The 20,100-nt window shown below is 61.6% G+C and carries 15 protein-coding genes; 9 read left to right on the top strand and 6 right to left on the bottom strand.

The genetic code is table 11. The features are described from left to right. The first annotated feature begins 4 nt into the window (after positions 1-4). Positions 5-706 carry a c-type cytochrome gene (locus tag U5782_RS32905; RefSeq protein WP_321845071.1) on the top strand — a complete coding sequence of 234 codons (702 nt, stop codon included), beginning with the start codon at positions 5-7 and terminating at the stop codon, positions 704-706. Between the two features lie 132 nt (positions 707-838). On the opposite strand, the gene U5782_RS32910 is transcribed toward U5782_RS32905, so the two are convergent. From U5782_RS32910 to U5782_RS32925, 4 genes are all read right to left on the bottom strand, one after another. Then, the gene (locus U5782_RS32910; protein WP_322048045.1) at positions 839-2,140 is read right to left on the bottom strand and encodes an NAD(P)/FAD-dependent oxidoreductase; all 1,302 of its coding nucleotides are present in this window, start codon (positions 2,138-2,140) and stop codon (positions 839-841) included. A gap of 368 nt (positions 2,141-2,508) precedes the next feature. Then, the gene (locus U5782_RS32915; protein ID WP_322048046.1) at positions 2,509-3,228 is read right to left on the bottom strand and encodes a TetR/AcrR family transcriptional regulator; all 720 of its coding nucleotides are present in this window, start codon (positions 3,226-3,228) and stop codon (positions 2,509-2,511) included. A 175-nt stretch (positions 3,229-3,403) separates the two neighbouring features. Beyond that, on the bottom strand, positions 3,404-4,234 hold the full coding sequence (locus U5782_RS32920) for a phytanoyl-CoA dioxygenase family protein (protein WP_321845239.1): 831 nt from the start codon (positions 4,232-4,234) through the stop codon (positions 3,404-3,406). Between the two features lie 306 nt (positions 4,235-4,540). Next, a complete protein-coding gene (locus tag U5782_RS32925) occupies positions 4,541-5,842 on the bottom strand; it encodes a hypothetical protein (protein WP_322048047.1) in 1,302 nt (433 codons plus the stop codon). A gap of 655 nt (positions 5,843-6,497) precedes the next feature. On the opposite strand from U5782_RS32925, the gene U5782_RS32930 reads away from it, so the two are divergent. From U5782_RS32930 to U5782_RS32965, 8 genes are all read left to right on the top strand, one after another. After that, complete coding sequence (locus U5782_RS32930; RefSeq protein WP_322048048.1) at positions 6,498-6,911, top strand: RidA family protein; 414 nt, start codon at positions 6,498-6,500, stop codon at positions 6,909-6,911. Between the two features lie 27 nt (positions 6,912-6,938). After that, positions 6,939-8,303, top strand: a complete 1,365-nt coding sequence (locus tag U5782_RS32935) for a DUF1329 domain-containing protein (RefSeq protein ID WP_321845077.1) — start codon at positions 6,939-6,941, stop codon at positions 8,301-8,303. Between the two features lie 77 nt (positions 8,304-8,380). After that, entirely contained in the window at positions 8,381-10,210 is a 1,830-nt protein-coding gene (locus U5782_RS32940) for a DUF1302 domain-containing protein (RefSeq protein ID WP_322048049.1), read from the top strand. A gap of 63 nt (positions 10,211-10,273) precedes the next feature. After that, the gene (locus tag U5782_RS32945) at positions 10,274-12,634 is read left to right on the top strand and encodes an efflux RND transporter permease subunit (RefSeq protein WP_321845080.1); all 2,361 of its coding nucleotides are present in this window, start codon (positions 10,274-10,276) and stop codon (positions 12,632-12,634) included. Between the two features lie 27 nt (positions 12,635-12,661). Further along, positions 12,662-13,627 carry a WD40/YVTN/BNR-like repeat-containing protein gene (locus tag U5782_RS32950; RefSeq protein WP_322048050.1) on the top strand — a complete coding sequence of 322 codons (966 nt, stop codon included), beginning with the start codon at positions 12,662-12,664 and terminating at the stop codon, positions 13,625-13,627. Between the two features lie 26 nt (positions 13,628-13,653). Further along, positions 13,654-15,102: an NAD(P)/FAD-dependent oxidoreductase gene (locus U5782_RS32955; protein ID WP_322048051.1), complete on the top strand. Its 1,449-nt coding sequence runs from the start codon at positions 13,654-13,656 to the stop codon at positions 15,100-15,102. Between the two features lie 24 nt (positions 15,103-15,126). Beyond that, positions 15,127-15,891, top strand: a complete 765-nt coding sequence (locus U5782_RS32960; protein ID WP_322048052.1) for an SDR family oxidoreductase — start codon at positions 15,127-15,129, stop codon at positions 15,889-15,891. Positions 15,892-15,963: 72 nt separating this feature from the next. Beyond that, positions 15,964-16,893, top strand: a complete 930-nt coding sequence (locus U5782_RS32965) for an MBL fold metallo-hydrolase (RefSeq protein WP_322048053.1) — start codon at positions 15,964-15,966, stop codon at positions 16,891-16,893. Between the two features lie 98 nt (positions 16,894-16,991). On the opposite strand, the gene U5782_RS32970 is transcribed toward U5782_RS32965, so the two are convergent. Together U5782_RS32970 and U5782_RS32975 are read right to left on the bottom strand one after the other, a co-directional pair. Continuing rightward, the gene (locus tag U5782_RS32970; RefSeq protein WP_321845088.1) at positions 16,992-17,888 is read right to left on the bottom strand and encodes a phytanoyl-CoA dioxygenase family protein; all 897 of its coding nucleotides are present in this window, start codon (positions 17,886-17,888) and stop codon (positions 16,992-16,994) included. Positions 17,889-17,945: 57 nt separating this feature from the next. Continuing rightward, the gene (locus U5782_RS32975) at positions 17,946-19,748 is read right to left on the bottom strand and encodes an acyl-CoA dehydrogenase (RefSeq protein WP_321845089.1); all 1,803 of its coding nucleotides are present in this window, start codon (positions 19,746-19,748) and stop codon (positions 17,946-17,948) included. Between the last annotated feature and the right edge of the window lie 352 nt (positions 19,749-20,100).

The raw sequence follows: 20,100 nt of genomic DNA on the forward strand, positions 1-20,100 counted from the left end.
CGAAATGAACAACATCATCCGCTTCGGGTTGGTCCTGCTGGCGCTGTTCTACACGATGGCGCATGCCCAGACCTCTGGGCTCGCGCCCGATACGGACGCGGGCAAGCGGCGCGCGGCGGTGTGCTTCGCCTGCCATAACGTGGACGGCGTGGCGAAGATCCCGGGCGTGCCGAACCTGGCTGGCCAGCAGCGCGACTACCTGGCGAACGCACTGCTAGCCTACCGTGACGGCAGGACCCGGCAGAACCCCACGATGAACGCGATGGCCGCGCCGCTTTCGGACCGTGATGTCCTCAATATCGCGGCCTATTTCAGCCAGCTGCATGGCGCGACAGGCGGTGGTGGCGGGGAGGGCGGCTTCGCTCTCATTCCCGCTGCCTCCCCAGGTGTACAGCACGAAACGGTCGCTGCACCCGTAACTGCGGCACCTGCTGTTCCAGCAGCACCCGCAGCGGCGAGCCCCGCGCGCTCCGGCGAGGTTGTCTATAGCTCGGTCTGCTTCGCATGTCACGCCACGGGTGCGGCAGGCGCACCGAAAGTTGGGGACAAAGGCGAGTGGCTGCCACGCATTGCGCAGGGCGACGCCACCTTGCTGCATCACGCGCTGCTCGGGTTCAAGGCCATGCCGCCGCGCGGGGGTTGCTCGGCGTGTTCCGATGCCGAGATCAAGGCGGCGGTGGGCTACATGACGGCGAAGTCGCGCTAACTTGCATTTGCGTGCTCACTATCATTAGACTGCCCACCGGGGGGGGCGCATCGGCCTGATTTGCAGCTGCCAGGAGCTACCAGGCGTACTCGCAGCCACCGATGCGCTTCACCTGATCGGCAAGAGCTGCACTCAGCAATCGACGCCGTTCAACGCGCGAACGATGTCGCCTGCGGCCCTGGCGCCGGTCTCGATCGCACCTTCAATGCCACCGACTCCGATCGCAGCGAAGTCCCCGCCCGCAAAGTGGATGTGGCCATGGGGGCTTCTCATTTGCGGAACGACCTGAGTGAGATTGCCTGGCCGGTGATGCACCCAGCCGCCTTGTGCGAACGGATCGCTGGCCCAGTCGTGCCATGCCGTTTCTACGACTTCGATATCGGGCACGAAGGTCCGCAACGCGCGCTGCACGGCGGCGCGGTCACCGCCATCGAGTGCGGACGCATCGGAGCAGAAGGAGACAACCAGCGTGTCACCTTCGTGACGGAACTCCGTGCGCGCGGTATTGATCGGATGCTTGCCGACCGGGGCATGCGCGAGGAAAGTCTCGATCTCGCCTTTGACGCGTGCCCAGATCTTGCTGGGCTTGATCGCATGCTTCTGTTCGACCATGGTCTGGATAGGCTGGGCCAGGGCTGGCGTGATGACAACGTCGCTCAAGGTGTTCAAGGGTAGCGCCATCACGACGTGGCGCGCGCGGATGCGCTGCCCGTCGCGGGTCGTCACGATGACTTCCTCGCCGTTGTCGTCGACTGCGGCGACGGGCGTGGACAGGCGCAGTTCAGCTTTGGAATCGGCGGCGATGGCGTCGAGCAATCGCTTCGTTCCACCATCGATGGGCCAGCGCCCGCCACTTTCGCTAAATGCATTCCAGTTGCCGAAATAGGTCGCGCACCAGAGCAGCAACTGAGCCAACCCCTGCTCGCCCTCCGAGCCGACCAGCGTTGCCATGACGTTGATCAGAAGCTCGCGGTCCTGCTTCGAGAGGTTCAGCGAATCGAACCGGTCACCGATGGTCTGCCTGTCGATGGAGGCAACGTCGGCCGCCGCAATGTTGTCGACTTGCGGAAAGTGCGTTCGTGCGTCGGCAAAGCAGCGCGTGAGCAGCGGAGCGGCCAACTCGGCGAACTCCGTCGGCGTTCCCGAGTGCACCACACCGTCGACGAGCCAATAGGACCTGGCGATCGGCAGTGGGTTGGCGAGGCCGATGCCGTAGCGCTTGAGCTCACGCCACACATGTGGCTTGCTCCAGTGCGTATAGGTGCCGCCCATGTCCAGCGGACGACCAAGCGCTTCGCTCAGATAGGTCCGGCCGCCGACACGATCACGTGCTTCGAGCAACACCACCGAGTGGCCCGCCATGCTGATTTCGCGGGCGGCGGTGACGCCCGCGAATCCGGCACCAATCACCGCAACTTCGTACAGATCTGCCATGGATTTTTTCTCGTGAATTTCGGGGTGATGCGAGGACAACGCGATCTTCTCGCGCTTTCGTGCAACACTCGTTGTGCATACTGATGGTTGACCCGGTGCGGCGTTTCAGGCGCGTCGTTATCGGCGGGGATGAGTGCACTATAGTCACGAAATTGAATTTACGCAACGAATGTAATTTAAAATATAAGCCTCGGCGCGCGCAACTCGTGGCCGTGCTAGCGCGAGCGCAACTTGAGATGCAGGGAAGTATCTAGGGGCGAGGAATGGCGTGTCGCTCGAATGCGGACACGAGGTTTTGGCGGGAGGTTGCCGCGAGTGCGGCGCACGCGTCGGTCGCATGGCGCGGCCGACGGTTTTCGTTAATTAGCTTATTTTGTGCGACGTGTCGTGTGCGCCGGCTCGCTCGTTTCGGATTGCGCTTGAGCTTCGGGCGGGTTCAGCAAGGTGAAAAAGGCATTCATGAGCGCCTTGAGGCGACGCGGCTTGAATCGCTCCGGCTCGACCGGAAGCATGACAGACCAGCCGTCTGCAAGCGCACATATTTGATCGGCAAGCAGATCCGCGGGAACATCACTGCGGATGAGTCCGCGCTTCTGGTCGTTGGCCACCAGCGCCGTCAGCTTGAGGCGATACCGCGTATAGCGTCGCTGAATGACGGCCGCTACAACGGGCTCGTATTTCGCCTGGCCCAACAATTGAAACTGCACGACCCGGGGATCGAGGTCCTTCGCGGTTTGCCAGTTCATCCACCGCTCGAGCGTGGTTCTGACGTCAAGCGGCGTTTCGGACGGTTCGAGGATCGTGTCGAAGAAGTCGAACGAACTTTCGACAAGCGCCTTCACGATCTCGTCCTTGTCTTCGAAGTAGTAGCTCAAGGCACCCGTGGTGCATCCCGCCTCGACTCCAATCTTGCGCAACGAGGTCCCCGCATAACCTTCGCGCGCGATCACGGCGGCCGTGGCGGCGAGCAGGCTGTCACGCTTGATCTTGTGATCGCCGACCGGTCTGCCTCTGCGTGCCGCAGCAGGTGCCTCGCCGGCGGCAGCCTTGCGGTCTTGCCGAGGTTGGGAAGTGGGGGTTCGCGCCATAGATAGAAAGTCGAGTGGTTTGAGCTGCTAGGCATGCCGTACGGCACCTTATTCAACCGCATTGTAATGCAGCCGGATATGAAGGCGATTCGTAACGTGTAAACGTCCGCGCTTCGTTCTTCCAGAAAGCAAAGCCGGGGACCGCGGTCCCCGTGCCAGGCATAACGCGTAGCGTCTAGACGAGTTGGCGGAATACGGGGGAGCGGAACGGGTCGCCGGGATTGAGCTTCGCCATTTCCTCCTTGAAGAATGGGCCATTGCGCGCGTAGCGGGGATGCGATTCTGGCAGCGTACGGAACTGGGCGTCATCGCCGAAGAAGCGCACAACCAGTGTGTGGCGGGTCGGGCAGTTACCGTCGACCGGCGCCCCGCCGTGAAGCGAGCGCGGGTGAAGTAGCACGACGTCGCCGGGAGTGACCGGCCAGGAGAGGACGTCCCACGAGTCGGGATTTTCCGCGAGGTCGCGATCGATGTTCGGCAGACGCGGATACGAGCCATCACCGTAGAGCGGATCAGTCGGATCGTCCGCGCTCATGAAACTGGCTCCATCGTACTGGATGCCATGGTGCGAACCGCGAATGATCTCCAGCGAGTTCCGCTTCGGGATGGACTGAAACGTGATCCACGCATTGCCCCAGTGCTCGCCGGCCCATGGCAGGTTCGCCGTGTCCTGGTGCCACGGCCCGCGGCCGCTCTTGCCGCCTTCCTTGATAAAAATTTCCTCCGCGTAGTACCAGACGTGCTCCGATCCCCAGAGCTCCTGGAACAGCTTGCCGAACGGCAGCCGCATCATCAGATCGTCGAGCTTGTCTTTCGCGAGCAGGTTGCAGTTGTCGATGTGGGTCTGCAGCGCCGTGCCGTCGAGGCCGCGAAACACGAACGGGCTCGGGTTGGCGACGGCCCACTTGAGCGCGTCGTAGCACTCGTTCAGTTGCGTTTCGTTCAGGCACTTCTCGATGAGGACGGCGCCGTCGTGGTAGAGCGCGTCTCGTTGGGACTGACTGATGGGCATTGCGAGTCTCCTTGTTCGTTGGATGGCGAAAGCGTGACTTCCCGCTTGCGATCACTGTAGATGACTAGCCACATTTACACAACATATGTTTTTATAATAAGTGTTGCGATAAGGCAGGGCGCAATGCAAAGCGGCCCGGTATTCAGGGGTTACAACGCCTGAAAACCGGGCCGGGTTGCTTGAAGCGATAGTGGAAAACGCTCAGGAGTGCCGTGGGTGGGAGTGCCCGTTATTTGCACTGCTGTTGCGAATCACGCTCCAATGGAGCGTGGTCTGAATACGCGTGTTTCGCGCGAGCCGTCAGATTAGCGGCGCGCCGCAAGGCATGCCAACCCTCGTGCGGCAGGTTCTGGCCGCCATGTTCCCGGCGATCAGGAGAAGCAGTAAGGAAAAGCCAATCAGCACTGCGGACGTGCCGAACAGCATTTTTGTCGAGAAGTGGGCAAGCAGGTAGCCGGCGAATGAGGTCTCGATTGCGAGACCGAGCGATTGCAGCGCGGGATAGGCGATGTAGAGACGATCGGTGAAGTCGAGGCGCCGGACGATCCCGAGCGAATAGGTGTACCCGAGCACCCCGAAGACCCCGTGCATGATGAAGCCGAGGCTAAAGGTCACCAAAGAGTGGCTCATCATTGCCGGATATGTCAGGACGACGCAGACGGAGCAGATCGCCATCACGATTGTCGTATTGACGCGATGGCCGAGCACTGCCGGGAGGATGGAGCCGATCATCGACGTGACAAGGCCAATGGCGATGACCGGATCGACGGCCTGCGCACCGATGCCAACGGCCGAAGCGAGCGAATCGATAAACGTGTAAACACCGCCCATGAAGACGCCCATGAAGATGGCGCCGGACAGCGCCGCGAGAATGGGCGCGGTCAAGCTGGCACGCCTTGCGCGTTCATGCGCGCCGCTCGCAGCGGGGTGCTTTGCTCCGATTCTCCCGCGCAATGCCGGCAATGTCAGTGCCGCAGGCAGCGAGACAATAAAGATCAGGGCTAGCGCGACCAGCAGACCTTTGTCGCCGAAGTGCGGCACGACGAACAGCGGCAACGCGTACGAGGCGGCGGCAGCGAAAACCAGCGATGCGAACGATGCCAGGCTGTATGCCCGCAGCGGATTCTCGGAGACTCCAAGCGCCGTGAAAGCCGGTGTTGCGACGCAGCCATTTGCAAGTCCAGCCACGAACCACCAGTAAATCTGATCGGATGCGCTGGCGGCGAACGTGATGCCCAGCATCCCTAAGGCGGAAACCAGCAGTCCTGCCAGAGCGACCGATTTCGGATTCGATCGATAGATCCAGATTGGGCCGCTTGCGGTACTGATACCGAATCCGAGAACCAGCGCCGTGCCCAAGGTGCCAAGCAGGTCCTCACCGAGGCCGCCGCTTCTGTGCAACGACTGGAACACGACCGGAAGCACATTCATGAGCAGAATGCCTAACGACCACAACCATCCGGCGCCGAAAGATGACAGACGATTTGGCCTGTTCGACGCGAGCAGGATCGTTCTCGCTGCGTTCTTGGAGGCGTGCATGAGTGTCCTCTTTTCCAACTGGCGATGGTGCGGGTTCTCGATGTAGGCGCGCGTGGACGTCATGCATGAACGTCACGTTCGCCGAGTGACGTGACTGGCCGCGCAGCGAATCCTTGCTACGGTGCTGATTCACTATGCATTTATGCTAACGAGTGAATAAATAAATAACAAGGCGGAACCCCTGGGCTAGGGGAAAGTCCGGGGCAGGAAAAAACCCAGCGCTCTGTGCGCCGGATTCCCGGGCCGCCACTCGTGCAACAGGCAAGCGGAGAAACCGTATGAAGTTATCGAACGGCGCGTCTGCAGGCCCGCCGTACCGACGCGCCGGTACCCTATTTCCTGCGAATATTTACAAAAACGCGTGTTGTGATAACGATCATTGTGTAAATTAATTGTTTGTGCGATATTGCGCTCACGCTACGGTGTCGAGCTGGACTCGCGGTTCTCCATGCATCGCCAGGAAGCCGGACAGAAGTGCTTCCAAGGCGCGAGCTCGGGTTTCCCCTTGGGGTTGGATCTCGGGCAGCATGTCCCGCGTTCTTTGGCGCGGCGGCTATCCGAAGCGGGACTTCGGTCGGTCTGCGTGGCAGCGCGAGCAGGGGTTTGAATCGTTATCTATTCGGACAGCTAAGCAACTGCGCAGGGGCGGCTTTTTTGCGTAGCGACCCGGTAGCCCACGAGGGTTTCTGTCAATCGTTTGAGTAAGGCGACCTATCACATGAAATCGAATCAACAGCGGCAGTCGATCGTTCCGTCTGCGTTCCGGACGCGCTACGAGAATTTTCACTATTCGCCTGCAATCCGGGTGGGCGACATCGTTTGGGTCTCGGGGCAGGTGGGCACGGACAGCGAAGGAAGAGTGGGAATCGACATGACGGAGCAAGCCCGATTTGCTTTCGAAGCATTGAAGTGCGTGCTGGAGCAAGCAGGGGCAACGCTCGCCGATGTCGTGGAACTGAACACGTTCCATACGCAGATGCGCCAGGAGATCCAGGCCTTCGCCGCGGTGAAGGACGAGTACTTCCCGAGCGACTATCCGGCATGGACGGCGGTGGGCGTGACGGAACTCGCACGTGCCGAATTCCGCATTGAAATCCGCGCGGTGGCGGTAGTGGGTTCGGCCGGCCGCTGAACCGGACAAATCGTAAGGAGGAGACAAATGAATACGTGCAAGCTCAGAGCATTCTCTGCAATCGCCATCGCGATGTCGCTCGTTGTCGGCTCTGCCGCCGCGGCGGAAGATCTTACGCCGGAGGGCGGCGACCGCTCAGCCAGCAAGGACGGTGCCGTGCCTGCGTACGTGGGGCGGCAGGCGCCGGATTCCGCGTGGTCGTATGGCAAGTTCCGTGGCGACTTCTGGAAGCATCGCAACGAAAAGCTGCTGTATTCGATCGACGCTTCCAATGTCGACAAGTATGCTGCGATGCTCTCTCCGGGTCAGGTTCAGCTGATCAAGCAGAAGAAGGGCTATCGGATGGACGTCTATCCGTCACATCGCGAATGCCAGTTGCCGGACTTCGTCCAACAGAACTCGACGGCGGATCTCAACACGGCGAAGCTCGATGCGAGCGGCAACAACATCCAGTCCGCGATCCTCCCAGCCGTGCCGTTCCCCCAGCCGAAAAGCGGCGCCGAAGCGATCTGGAATTACCTGATTCGTTACCGCGGTGAAGGCACCGACTGGCCGGTGATGACGACCGTCGTCTCGCCGCGCCCCGGCGGCAACGAATGGATCGATGCTGCGGCACCGCAGATCGTGTATCTCCCATGGGGCAAGCCCGGGAAGACCACACTCCAAGACGTCGATCAGCTCATTCAGGGCGCGTTCTACACGATCCAGTCGCCGCCCGCATTGGCGGGACAGGCTTTTGTACAGCGGCAGTTTTTCGACAAGGACCCGGAGACCTACTACTACTTCCCAGGCCAGCGTCGTGTGCGACGCATGCCCGCGTACATGCACGATGCGCCCATCATCGGGATGGAAAATCAGTATCTGATGGATGAAGCCGACATGTTCTTCGGCCCGATCGACCGTTTCGACTGGAAGCTCGTCGGCAAGCGCGAGATGATCGTGCCGTACAACTCGTTTGGCATGTACAAGTTCGACGAGAAACTGCACGACGTCGCTACGCCCGATGGTATCGCTGCCAACAACCGGCGCTATGAGGTGCATCGCGTCTGGGTGATCGAAGCGACGCTCAAGTCCAACGCGCGCCACGTCGATTCGAAGAAAGTCTTCTATCTGGACGAAGACAGCTGGCTCGCGCTTGTGGGAGAAGACTACGACGCGCAGGGCAAGCTTTGGAAGGTACGAGAAAGCTATCCGATCCCGGTGTATGAACTCGGCGGCGCATGCGACACCCAGCCGTTCGTTCAGTATGACCTGATCGACGGCCGCTACGTATTCGATCAATCGACAATCGGCCAGGGTAAAGACATTCGCTGGTACGAACAGGTCAACGACCCGCGCTTCAAGGTGGACTTCTTCACTTCGGAATCGCTGAGGTCGGTCAGCGAGCGTTGAGCTTCGTTGCACCGGGAGGGGGAGGAGCGCGCGACGGTGACGCGCGCTCTCATTGAGCGCGGGTAGGGTGAGACATGATGAGAAAGACCATTAAATTTAGATGTCCTGCAATTTCGGTAGCCGTTCTGGCGGCGGCAACGTCGAATGCCCACGGCTACGATTTCACGACGGGCATGAACGACCTCACGGGGTCGTTGGTGAGCAACATCACGGCAGGCGCGGGGATTCGGACGAAGAGCCCGAGTTGCTCGCTGACCGGCGACCCGAACGCATTCGGCTGCGGGGCCGCAGCCAACACCAATCAATGGGGATTCGGCGACGACGGCGATCTGAACTACCGCAAGGGACAGCCGTTCAGCACTTACGTGAGCGCGACCAGCGAGTTGCTGCTGACGATGCCGAGCGAAGGGCTGAAGTTCATGGTCCGTGGTACGGGCATGTACGACTTCCTCGCGGGCGACACGAACCGCACGCCCCTTTCCAGCACGGCTTCCGCGCAGGTTGTGTACGATGCGCAATTGCTCGATCTGTGGGGCGAAAAGGATTTCACGATCAACGGGCAGAACGCGCACGTGCGTCTGGGCAACCAGGTGATCAACTGGGGCGAGAGCATCTTTGCCAGCAGCGGCATCAATGCGACCAACTCGCTCGACATCCAGAAGCTGCTGATCCCGGGCTCGCAGCTCAAGCAGGCATTGCTGCCCGCACCGATGTTGAGCTTTGCCGCGGATCTGGGACATGGCTTCAGTACTGAGGATTACTATCAGTTCCAATGGAACGGGAATCGCTATCCGCCGGTCGGTTCGTTCTGGTCGACCACGAACATTCTGGGGCGCGGGACAGATCCGGCTACGATCAGTACAACCAATTTCAACGTGGCCGGTCCCAGCGCAGGCACGATCGCGGGGCCGGGCAGCGGCAACCAGAACGTGCTCAACGGGATCAACACCGGTCTCGTGAGCGGCGAGTTTGCCGGGCCGCCCTGGAATGATATCGGTCTGCCCGTCAACTGGCAGGCGCCGTCGAAGTACCATCCGCAGTTTGGCGTGAAGTTCAACTATGCGCCGCGCTCGTTCGATGCGAACTTCGCTTTCTACTACGAAAACTATACCGACAAGTCGCCCGTGCTGTCGTCGCTGGCCAACGGCACGCTGGACTGGTCGTATCTGCAGAATCGTCAGCTCTTCGGCGCCAGCGCGAACTTCGCGCTCGGCGACTGGGCGATCGGCACGGAATTGTCGTATCGGCCGCACGATGCGGTCTCACTGTCGAGTTGCTATGGTGCGGGAGGTCCGCTCGACCTGAACACCAACGGCGTGTCGGGCGTCAACTGCCAGCAATGGGCCGACATGAAGAAGCTTCAGTACGACATCAACGGCATCCTCGCGCTGACACGCAGCGATTATCCGTTCCTGAAGCTGATCGGCGCGGACGCCGCGGCGCTGACGTGGGAGCTCACGTGGATCTACTACCCGGGCCTGAGCTCGAGCGGCGTGACGCGCACGGTCAACGGCCAGCAGGTCACACAGGTGCCGCAGGCGGGCTATCTGACCTGGTTGAACAACGGCTCGAGCCTCGGCTACCCGATTGCCATGGCGCAGGGCACGTCGAGTTCGGTCGGTGCGACGGTCGATTTCAACTGGACCTATGACGGCAGTCTGATTCCCGGTTGGCAGGTCACGCCTGGCCTCACCTTTGCCGATGGTCTCTACGGCTATACGCCCACGTTGACCGCGAATTACCTGCAGGGCGCGAAATCGTTGAACCTCTACGTGTTGTTCAACCAGAACCCCACCGTCTGGCAGGCGGGCATCAACTACACGCTGTTCTGGGGCGGGCACAACACGGTGGGGCAGCCCTATGCGGATCGCAACTTCGTGGGGATGTTCGTCACCCGAAACTTCTGACCGATGAGCCAGTGGAGGGCGGCGCAGGTCGTGCGCCGTCGAAATACTTGAAGGGGTAATGTCGTGTTAAATCGTCTAGTCCGCGGTCTGGAAAGGTCTTTCTTCGGCCATCGTGCGATCGTGCTCGGCGTGATCGGTCTGTTCACCGTTGTGATGGCAGTGTTTGCGGTGCAGTTGCGCATGGACGCCGGCTTCGAAAAACAAATGCCGATTGGCCACGAGTACATCCAGACGTTCCAGAAGTACCGCAACGACCTGCTCGGTGCGAACCGCATCACCGTCGTCGTGAAGGCGCGCCACGGCTCGATCTGGACGAAGGAGGGGCTCACGCGTCTAAACGAGTTGACGCAGGCGGTCACGTATTTGCCGAACGTGGACCGCATCGGCGTGCAGTCGCTCTGGACGCCGAACGCCTACGTGAACGAGATTACCGACGAAGGCTTTCGCGCGGAGCCGATCATCTCGGGCAACGTCACGCCCGAGCAGTTGACCCCGGAGATCGTGAAGAAGATCCGTCGTGCAACCACGCTCGGCGGCTATGTCGGCACGCTCGTCTCGCACAGCGAAGACAGCGCGATGATCACGGCCGAATTGAACGAGCGTGACCGCTCCGGAAAGGTGCTCGATTACGTGACGTTCAATCACCTGCTCGAAGCGAACATTCGCAAGCCGTTCGAGGACGCCGGCTATGAAGTGCAGATCATCGGCTTCGCGAAACAGATCGGTGACATTGCTGATGGCGCGAAGGCGGTGCTCGGCTTTTGCGCGATCGCGCTGCTGCTGACCGCGCTAGCGGTCTACTGGTATTGCCATTCGGTGCGCTTCACGGTACTGCTGATTGCCTGCTCGCTGACTTCGCTCGTCTGGCAGTTCGGCACCCTGAAGCTGCTGGGCTTCGGCCTCGATCCGCTCGCGGTGCTGGTGCCGTTCCTCGTGTTCGCAATTGGCGTATCGCACGGCGTGCAGCAGGTCAACTTCATCGTGCGCGAGATTGCGCACGGCCATAGCTCGTTCGACGCCGCGCGCCACAGCTTCAGCGGTCTGCTGATACCGGGCGTGCTGGCGCTCGTGACCGCGTTCGTATCGTTCATCACACTGCTGCTGATCCCGATTCCGATGGTGCGTGAGTTGGCGATCACGGCGTCGCTCGGCGTGGCGTACAAGATCGTGACGAACCTGATCCTGCTGCCGGTCGCCGCCTCGTGCTTCAACTTCACGAAGACCTACGCGGACAATTCGCTCAAGCGCGCTCAGCAGCGCGCGAAGCCGCTGCGTGTGCTGGCGCGCGTAGCCGAGCCGAGATACGCCGCGCTCACGCTCGCGTTGACGGTGGTGATATTCGGGCTCGCCGCGTGGCAAAGCCGCGACCGCGTGATCGGCACGCTGCAGCCTGGCGCGCCGGAACTGCGCGCGGATGCGCGCTTCAATCGGGACGCGACGTCAATCGCGCACAACTACGACATGGGACTGGACTGGCTCACGGTCGCGATCGAGTCGAACGGCAAGGCATGCGATAACCCGGCGGTCGGGTTGTACGAAGACGACTTTGCCGCCGCGATGCGCACGGAGCCAGGCGTGGTGTCGGTGCAGTCGTATCCGTCGATGCTGCGCGCGTACAACCAGGGCTACAACGAGGACTATCCCAAGATGAATGTCATTCCGATCGACCCCGAGAACTATGGGGCGGTGTCGGTCGACGTCGCGCGCGTGAAGGGTTTCATGAAAGACGATTGCAGCATGACCGCCGTCCATCTGTTCCTTGCCGATCACAAGGCCACGACGATCAACCGGATTCTCGACGACGTGAAGCAATACCGCGCTTCGCACGCCTTCCCCGGCCTCACGGTGCGCCTCGCCGCGGGCAACGCGGGCGTGCTGGCGGCCACTAACGACGAAGTGGCGAAGAGCGAGCTGCCCATGATGTTGTATGTCTACGCGGCCATCCTGATTCTCGTGTTCCTCGCGTATCGCGATTGGCGCGCGATGCTGGCATGCTGCGCGCCGCTTTCCGTGGCGACCTTCATCGGCTACTGGTTCATGAAGGAACTGCAGATCGGGCTCACGGTCGCGACGCTGCCGGTGATGGTGCTCGCGGTGGGCATCGGTGTCGACTACGCGTTCTACATCTACAACCGCTTGCAGGTGCATCTCGCGAGCGGCCAGCACATCGTGAAGGCGGTGCAGCACGCGATGCTGGAAGTTGGCGTCGCAACGATCTTCACCGCGATCACACTGGCGATTGGCGTGGCGACATGGAGCTTCTCCGCGCTGAAATTCCAAGCCGACATGGGCAAGCTGCTGGCGTTCATGTTCCTCGTCAATCTGCTGATGGCGATGACGGCATTGCCCGCGCTGGCGTCGGTGCTCGAGCGCTGGTTTCCGCGCAGCAAGCCCGCGCGCGCCCCGGGCCTCTTTAGCCACTGACGCCCGCACAATCACGGAGACTCCTTCATGATCAAGACACTGATTGCGGCCGCCGCGCTCTGCGTAACGGCGGCCGCCTTTGCAGAAGCGCCGGGTACGGTGAGCGAATGGAGCGCGATGCCTGCCCATGCCTGGACCGACCCGGCGCACATGATGCTGCTGGACGCGACACGGGCCGGCAAGCGCGTCGTCGCCGTGGGCGAGCACGGTCTCGTTCTGCTCTCCGACGACGACGGCAACACCTATCGGCAGGCGCGCCAGGTGCCGGTATCGGCCACGCTGTCCGCCGTGACCTTCTTGGATGCGCAGCATGGCTGGGCCGTCGGCCAATGGGGCGTGATTCTGGCGACGAGCGACGGCGGCGAAACCTGGAGCCGGCAGCGCATGGACAGCTCGGTCGACCAGCCGCTCTTTTCCGTGGTCTTCACGAGCCCGCAGGACGGCATTGCCGTGGGCTTGTGGTCGCTGATGCTCGCGACGCACGACGGCGGCAAGACATGGATGAAAACGACGTTGCCGAAGCCACCAGGAGGCGGGAAGGCGGACCGCAATCTCTACCACATCTTCTCCGACCATCACGGCTCGCTCTATATGGTCTCCGAACTGGGGACGGTGCTGAAGTCCGCAAACGACGGCGCGGACTGGACCTACCTGGCTACAGGCGGCAAGGGGTCGCTATGGACGGGTGTTGCGCTGCCCGACGGCCGGATCGTCGTCGGCGGCTTGCTCGGCAGCCTGTTAGAAAGCCGCGATGGCGGGGCGACCTGGTCGCCAGTGAGCTCGGGGACGAAGAGCTCGATCACCGACCTCGTAGCAGTCGGCGATCGGCTGGTGGGCGTTGGGCTGGATGGGTTAGTGCTGAATCAGCGTGCCGCCGGCTCAGCACCCGAAATCTCGCAGCGCGCCGATCGCGCGACCTTGACCGCGGTCCTGGCAAACGCTTCCGGCGCGCCAATCTTGTTCTCGCAGGACGGTGTCCTGCGGGCGCGCTAAGATATTTTCACTCGAGTGTATCGATCATGGTTATAGAACTGAATGCCGGCTACGCCGGGATGGGCAAGCCCCCTGTCGACAAAGGCTCCGGCGGCGATTTCGCCTCGCGAGCGCAAACGGACGCAGCGCACGGGAAATATCGCACGATTGGCGGATGGGTCGAGGGGCCGCTAGATCTGCAGCGCGAACTCGAGGGCGAGGTCAACGCGGATGTGATCATCGTCGGTGCCGGATTTGCCGGGCTAAATGCAGCAATTGCGCTGGCGCAGCAGGGCGCCAAAGTCGTCGTGATCGAGCGCGAGTTCGCGGGGTTTGGCGCAAGCGGACGGAATGCGGGCTACCTCGCGGGCGGATCGGGGGCGAAGTTCGATCTCTTTCTCGACCGCATTGGCAGCGAACAAACGCAGAAGATCGTCGACTACTTCGAAGCGGGTGTCAGTCACGTCGAAGGGATGCTCGATGAGCACGGCATCGACTGCGACTACATCGATTCGGGGTTGATTCGCGCGGGCATTCATCCGGTGCACGAAGCAAACATTCGGGAAAATATACGCAAGGCCGCGGATTTCGGCATCAAAATGCAATTCCTCGATTGGGCGGCGATGCGCGCGCGAGGCATTCCGCCCGCGTTTCTGTTCGGCAGCTACATCAAGCGCGGCGGCACGCTGGACCCCGGCAAATATGTCATGGGATTGCGCCGCGTGGCGCTCGAGGCGGGCGTGATGCTCTACGAGAACACGGAGGTGCAGTCGTGGACGACAGGCCGCATCGTCGAGGTGCGAACGCCACGGGGCATCGCGCGTGCGCAGTTCATGGTGCTCGCCACCAATGCCTACACGCCTCAACTGGGCCTGCTTGAAAACAAGGTGGTACCGATGCGTGTCTCGGCCATCGAGACCGAACCACTCTCGCCGGAGCAACTGGCGCAACTGCGTTGGCCGAACCGCGAGGGCATCGTGACCGCGCACCGCAAGATGGAGAGTCATCGTTTGACGGCGCGTAACACGCTCGTGACCACGACCAAGCGGGTGCGCTATGCATTTGGCTCGCGCACACCGAATATTCCGGACAGCGCAGCGTATCTTGCGCTGATACGGGCATTTCGCGAGCGCTTCCCGACACTCAAGGAGCTCACGGTTCGTGCTTGCTGGAGCGGCTATATCAGCGTGGCGGGAGACGCGTTGCCCGTCGTCGGCGCAACGGGAGAGCGACAGAACGTGTTCTATGCCGCTGGTTGCTCAGGGCATGGCGTGGGCGCGCAGTCGCTCGTGGGGCGGTTGCTGGCCGAACGCATTCGCGGCGAAGAGCCGGCGTTACTGGCCGGATTGCACCATAAAACCCCGACCACGCTGCCGGAGCCGCTGCGGTGGTGTGCCGTCAACGGCGCGATGTCGATGCTGGGACGGATGGACGACAAGGTGGATCGCGCAGCACGCGCCGCTGCCGCCTGCGATGGCCGCCAGGCATCTTCGTAAAATGACTCTACAAAAGCGAAGTCGATGACACCGGATATGTTCAACCTGACGGGCAAGATTGCATTGGTAACCGGCGCGAGCCGAGGTATTGGCGAAGAGATTGCGCGATTGCTCGCGGCGCAAGGCGCGCATGTAATTGTGTCGAGCCGCAAAATCGAGGATTGCAGGACAGTCGCCGACGAGATCGTCCAATCCGGGGGCAGTGCGGAGGCACTGGCGTGCCATGTCGGCAAGATGGAAGACATTGGGGCCACCTTCGAAACGATCCGTGCAAGGCACGGCCGCCTCGATATTCTGGTCAACAACGCAGCAGCGAATCCTTATTTCGGGCACGTTCTCGATACGGACATCGGCGCATACAACAAGACGGTCGAGGTCAACATTCGCGGCTACTTCTTCATGTCGATCGAGGCCGGCAAGCTGATGAGGGCGCAAGGCGGCGGCGCGATCGCCAATACCGCGTCGGTCAATGCGCTGCAGCCGGGGGATCGGCAAGGCATTTACTCGATCACGAAGGCGGCCGTCGTGAATATGACGAAAGCCTTCGCGAAGGAGTGCGGGCCATTCGGCATTCGCGTGAATGCGTTGCTGCCCGGCTTCACGAAGACCAAATTCGCCGGAGCCCTGTTCGAAGATGCCGAAATCGTTGGGCGCCTCGTTGGCGGCATTCCGTTGCGCCGGCATGCCGAACCGAAGGAGATGGCGGGCACGGTGCTGTATCTGGTATCGGGCGCGTCGAGCTACACGAACGGCGAGTGCATCGTGGTCGACGGCGGCATGACAATCTAGTCATCGGCGGTCACATGGAGAGGGCCCGTACGGCGGGCGTACAGCGCCCGCACGAACAAAGGAATCGATCGCATGAACCTTGCTCCTGGCAACACCGCTCCTCGCATACCGATCGCGCGCGTCGACTTTGGCCGCGTTTCGGTGTTGTTCGGCGAGAAGAACGGGAAATACCCTGATGGCAACCAGGTGCTGATACGTGGGTCGGACATTCGCGCCGCCTTTGATACGCCCCTGGTATCGAACTACATTGGACCCGAGTTCGACGCGACGGAACTGGTGGTGATGGGGCACGTGCACGAAGACCATATGACCGGGTTGCACCGCATTCCCCGCGCCGAGGTCTACGTGCACGAGGCCGATTTGCCCGCGATCTGTAGCTGGGACGGCATGTTTGCCGCGTACGGCAATGCAACGCGGGACGCGTCGGCGATGCTGGCGATGCTTCAGTGCGACTTTTTTTATGCGCCGCGGCCGGATGCGCGAGGCTATGCCGACGGCGCAACGTGGGAGCTCGGCAAAACGCGGATTCGCGCGTTCCATATGCCCGGTCACACAGCCGGCCATTGTGTTCTGGTGGTTGAACCGGAAGGCGTGGCCTTCATTGGCGACATCGATCTGACCGGCTTCGGACCGTACTACGGCGATGCGTGCTCAAGCCTGCACGACTTTCGCCGCAGCCTCGCCCGGCTGCCCGAGATCCCGGCAAAGATCTGGGTGACCTCACACCATCGTGGTGTCTATACCGATCGCGCGCACTTCCTGCGCGACCTTGCCGCGTTTGCGGCGAAGATGGACGCGCGCGAACAGCGTCTGCTGACGTATCTGAACGAGTCGCCGAAGACGCTGGAGCAACTGGTCGAGCTTCGGGTGCTGTATCCGCAAGGTTATGAGAGCCAGTGGGCCGTGTCCGCCGAAACGCGCACGATCACGCAGCATCTGGCCGAGATGCTTGAGGATGGTAAGGTCAAACGCGACGAGCGCGGCCTGTATAGCGCTGGATGAGGGCGGACGGGGAAACGCAGTTCTTCGCCTGGTATCGCAGTGGCGAACGATTTCTCAATGGACGCATTGAGAAGTCATCCTCACCCTGGCTTCAAGCATCAGTGATTGTTGGCGCCGACACCCATGATCGTCGCACGCTCCAGATCGCCTAGCAGCCGGATCGGATCGACCATCTGTCCGTCGACCTCCACCCAACCCATGTGGTTATCGCCTGCGGACCAGCCCAGGAGTCGCTGGATCTGCTCGGGATAACTCGCGACCTCGTTCGGGGTAAGCGAGAGATACATGTTCTCTTCCTGGCGCACATTCGCAGCGTCGAGCGCCATGCCCACGGCTGTGCGAAATTCCGCTTGCGTGCGATTCGCGCCGCCCGCGTGATAGGTCGATCCAAGAAAGATCAGCGCCGACCCTGCCTTCATGACGGTCGGGCAGGCTTCGGACAAGTCGGGCTTGCGCTCGTCGTCCCAGACATGGCTGCCCGGAATGACGAGTGTGCCACCATTTTCGGCGGTAAAGTCGGTGGCCGCGCACATGATCTGGACGCGCCCTTCGCGGCCTCCTGTGGGATGACGCCACATGAAGGCCGTGTCGTCGCGATGCAGGGGTTGCGCCGCCTGGCCCGGGCCGATCTGGATGGCCTGCGTGACGCCGATGCGCACACCAGCGTTCAGCGTGAGGCGTTTGTCGCCGACCCAGACTTCGCGCGGCTTGCACAGAAAGTGCTCGGCCACGGGCAGATATAGCGGATGCGTGGCCATTTTCGCGAGGTGGCGCGTGCGCGCGAAGAGGCGCGACAGGCGCCGCGTGCGGTCGCCAGAAAAGCTGTCTCGTCCAACCGGCTGCTGCTCGAGGAGGGGAAAGAGATCCGCCTTGATTCCGGCGAGATCCTCGCTCGTGAGGAAGTCTTCGATAATCACGCCGCCATCGCGTTCGAGCACCGCGATGACGTCGTCCTGAGTGGCGGTCAGGCTGGAAAGTCTTGTTAGTTGTACCATCGTTATACCTTTGCCTAAAGTCCATGCATTTGAAAGGAGGTCGCCGCTATGGAGCAGTCAGAACCAGTCGGGAGCCATATTGAGCGTCGTGTCGTCGAGACGGCGCAGCAGCGCATGATGCGACTGCATCTTCGGCAATTCGCAGCGGAAGAACCATTGACAGGTCTGGAGCTTGCCGCGATAGAACCTGATGTCGTCGTCCGTCGCATTCGGCAGCGCACGAGCGGCTGTGAGTCCCTGGCGCAGCCACAGCCACGCGACCACGGTGTGCCCGAACACCTCGAGAAATGCATTCGCCTGCGCGAGCACCCGCGCCGCATGTTCGGCGAGCGCCGGGCGTAATACTGCAAGTGTCTCGCCCATTTCATGCCAGCCCTGCGCTAGCGCGTGCGCTTCCTCCGCTAGCGCAGGCGTCTCGACAGCCTCCCGCACGGTGCGATTGATCTCGCGCGCAAGTAGCCCGATGACGCGCCCGTCGTGTATGGAAATCTTGCGGCCGAGCAGGTCGAGACCCTGAACGCCGTGCGTGCCTTCGTGTATCAGGTTCAAGCGGTTGTCGCGGTAGAACTGTTCGACCGGATATTCGCGGGTGTAACCGTAGCCGCCGTGAATCTGGATCGCGAGGCTGTTCGCCTCGAGGCACCACTGGGACGGCCACGACTTGACCACCGGCGTCAGCAGATCGAGCAGCAGTCCGGCTTCGGCGCGCGTGGTGTCGTCATCGGCGGTTCGCAGCTCGTCGACGAGCCGCGCGGCATACAGACACAGCGAATAGCCGCCTTCGACGTACGCCTTCTGCGCGAGCAGCATGCGGCGCACGTCCGTGTGCTCGATCAACGGTACCTGCGGAACGTCCGGCCGTTTCTCTTCGGGCAGGCGCCCCTGGCGACGCTCGCGCGCGTACTGCAGCGACGCGAGATAGCCGCGGTACCCGAGCATCGTTGCGCCCATCCCGACGCCGATACGCGCCTCGTTCATCATCTGGAACATGCACGCGAGGCCGCGATGCGGCTCGCCGACGATCTCGCCGATGCATGCGCCGCGCTCGCCGAACGACAGCATCGTCGACGTGGTGCCGCGCCAGCCCATCTTGTGGATCAGCCCCGCGAGTGCGACGTCGTTGCGCTCGCCCAGTGTGCCGTCGTCGTTCACGTGATACTTCGGCACGGTGAAAAGCGAAATGCCCTTCACCCCAGGCGGCGCGCCGGGAATGCGCGCGAGCACCAGATGGACGATGTTCTCGGCGAGCTCGTGATCTCCGCCTGAAATAAAGATCTTGTTGCCGGTGATCGAGTACGTGCCGTCGGGGTTCGGCACCGCGCGCGTGGTCAGATCGGCGAGGCTCGATCCCGCCTGCGGCTCGGTCAGCGCCATCGTACCGAAAAAGCGGCCTTCCAGCAGCGCCTGCAGATACTTGCGCTTCTGTGCGGGCGTGCCGAAGCGATCGATCACGTTTGCATTGCCAATCGTGAGCCCCACGTACGAGCTCGTCGCGATGTTGGCGCTCTTGAACAGCGAATGGCACGCGTGGGAAACGAGTGCGGGCAACTGCATGCCGCCCTGGTCGTAATCCTTGCCCGCGGCGATCAACCCCGCCTCGCTGTACGCGCGCACGGCTTCGCGCACTTCCGGAATCATCGACACGCGCTCGCCGTCGAATTGCGGTTCGTGCTCGTCGCTGAGCCGGTTGTGCGGTGCGAATTTTTCCTCGGCAATCGTGTGCGCGAGGTCGAGCGCGGCGACGAAAGTTTCACGATTGTGTTCGGCAAAGCGTGGCCGTTGTGTCAGCGCCTCGGCTTCGAATAGCTCGAAGAGCTGGAATTCCAGATCGCGGCGGTGGATGATCGTCGAGTGGGACATGGGCTACCGGAAAGGTTGAGTTGCAGCAGTTGAGGGTCTGCATCGCAGAGTTTCAGGCCGTCGATGCAATTATACGTCACGACTGTAATCATATATCTAGTGGTTATGTTCCGCAGATACAACGAGTTGTGCGGGTGTTAGGTGTTTACACCGATCGTTTCGGGCTATGCAGGACCGTTTGCAAGCGTTAGCATTTTTCCGGGTTGGCATAACGACTGTAATGCAAATTAAAAATCGCCACGATTGACTGTGATAGCAAGCGTCGCAAGCGATGTTTTTCCGCGGCAATATAAGGATTCCTGATTACTAGATGAAGGTGGATAGCGGCATGATCGCGAAACTGGAGCCCGGT

This window comes from Paraburkholderia sp. J67, from assembly GCF_905220265.1.
Lineage (GTDB): Bacteria > Pseudomonadota > Gammaproteobacteria > Burkholderiales > Burkholderiaceae > Paraburkholderia.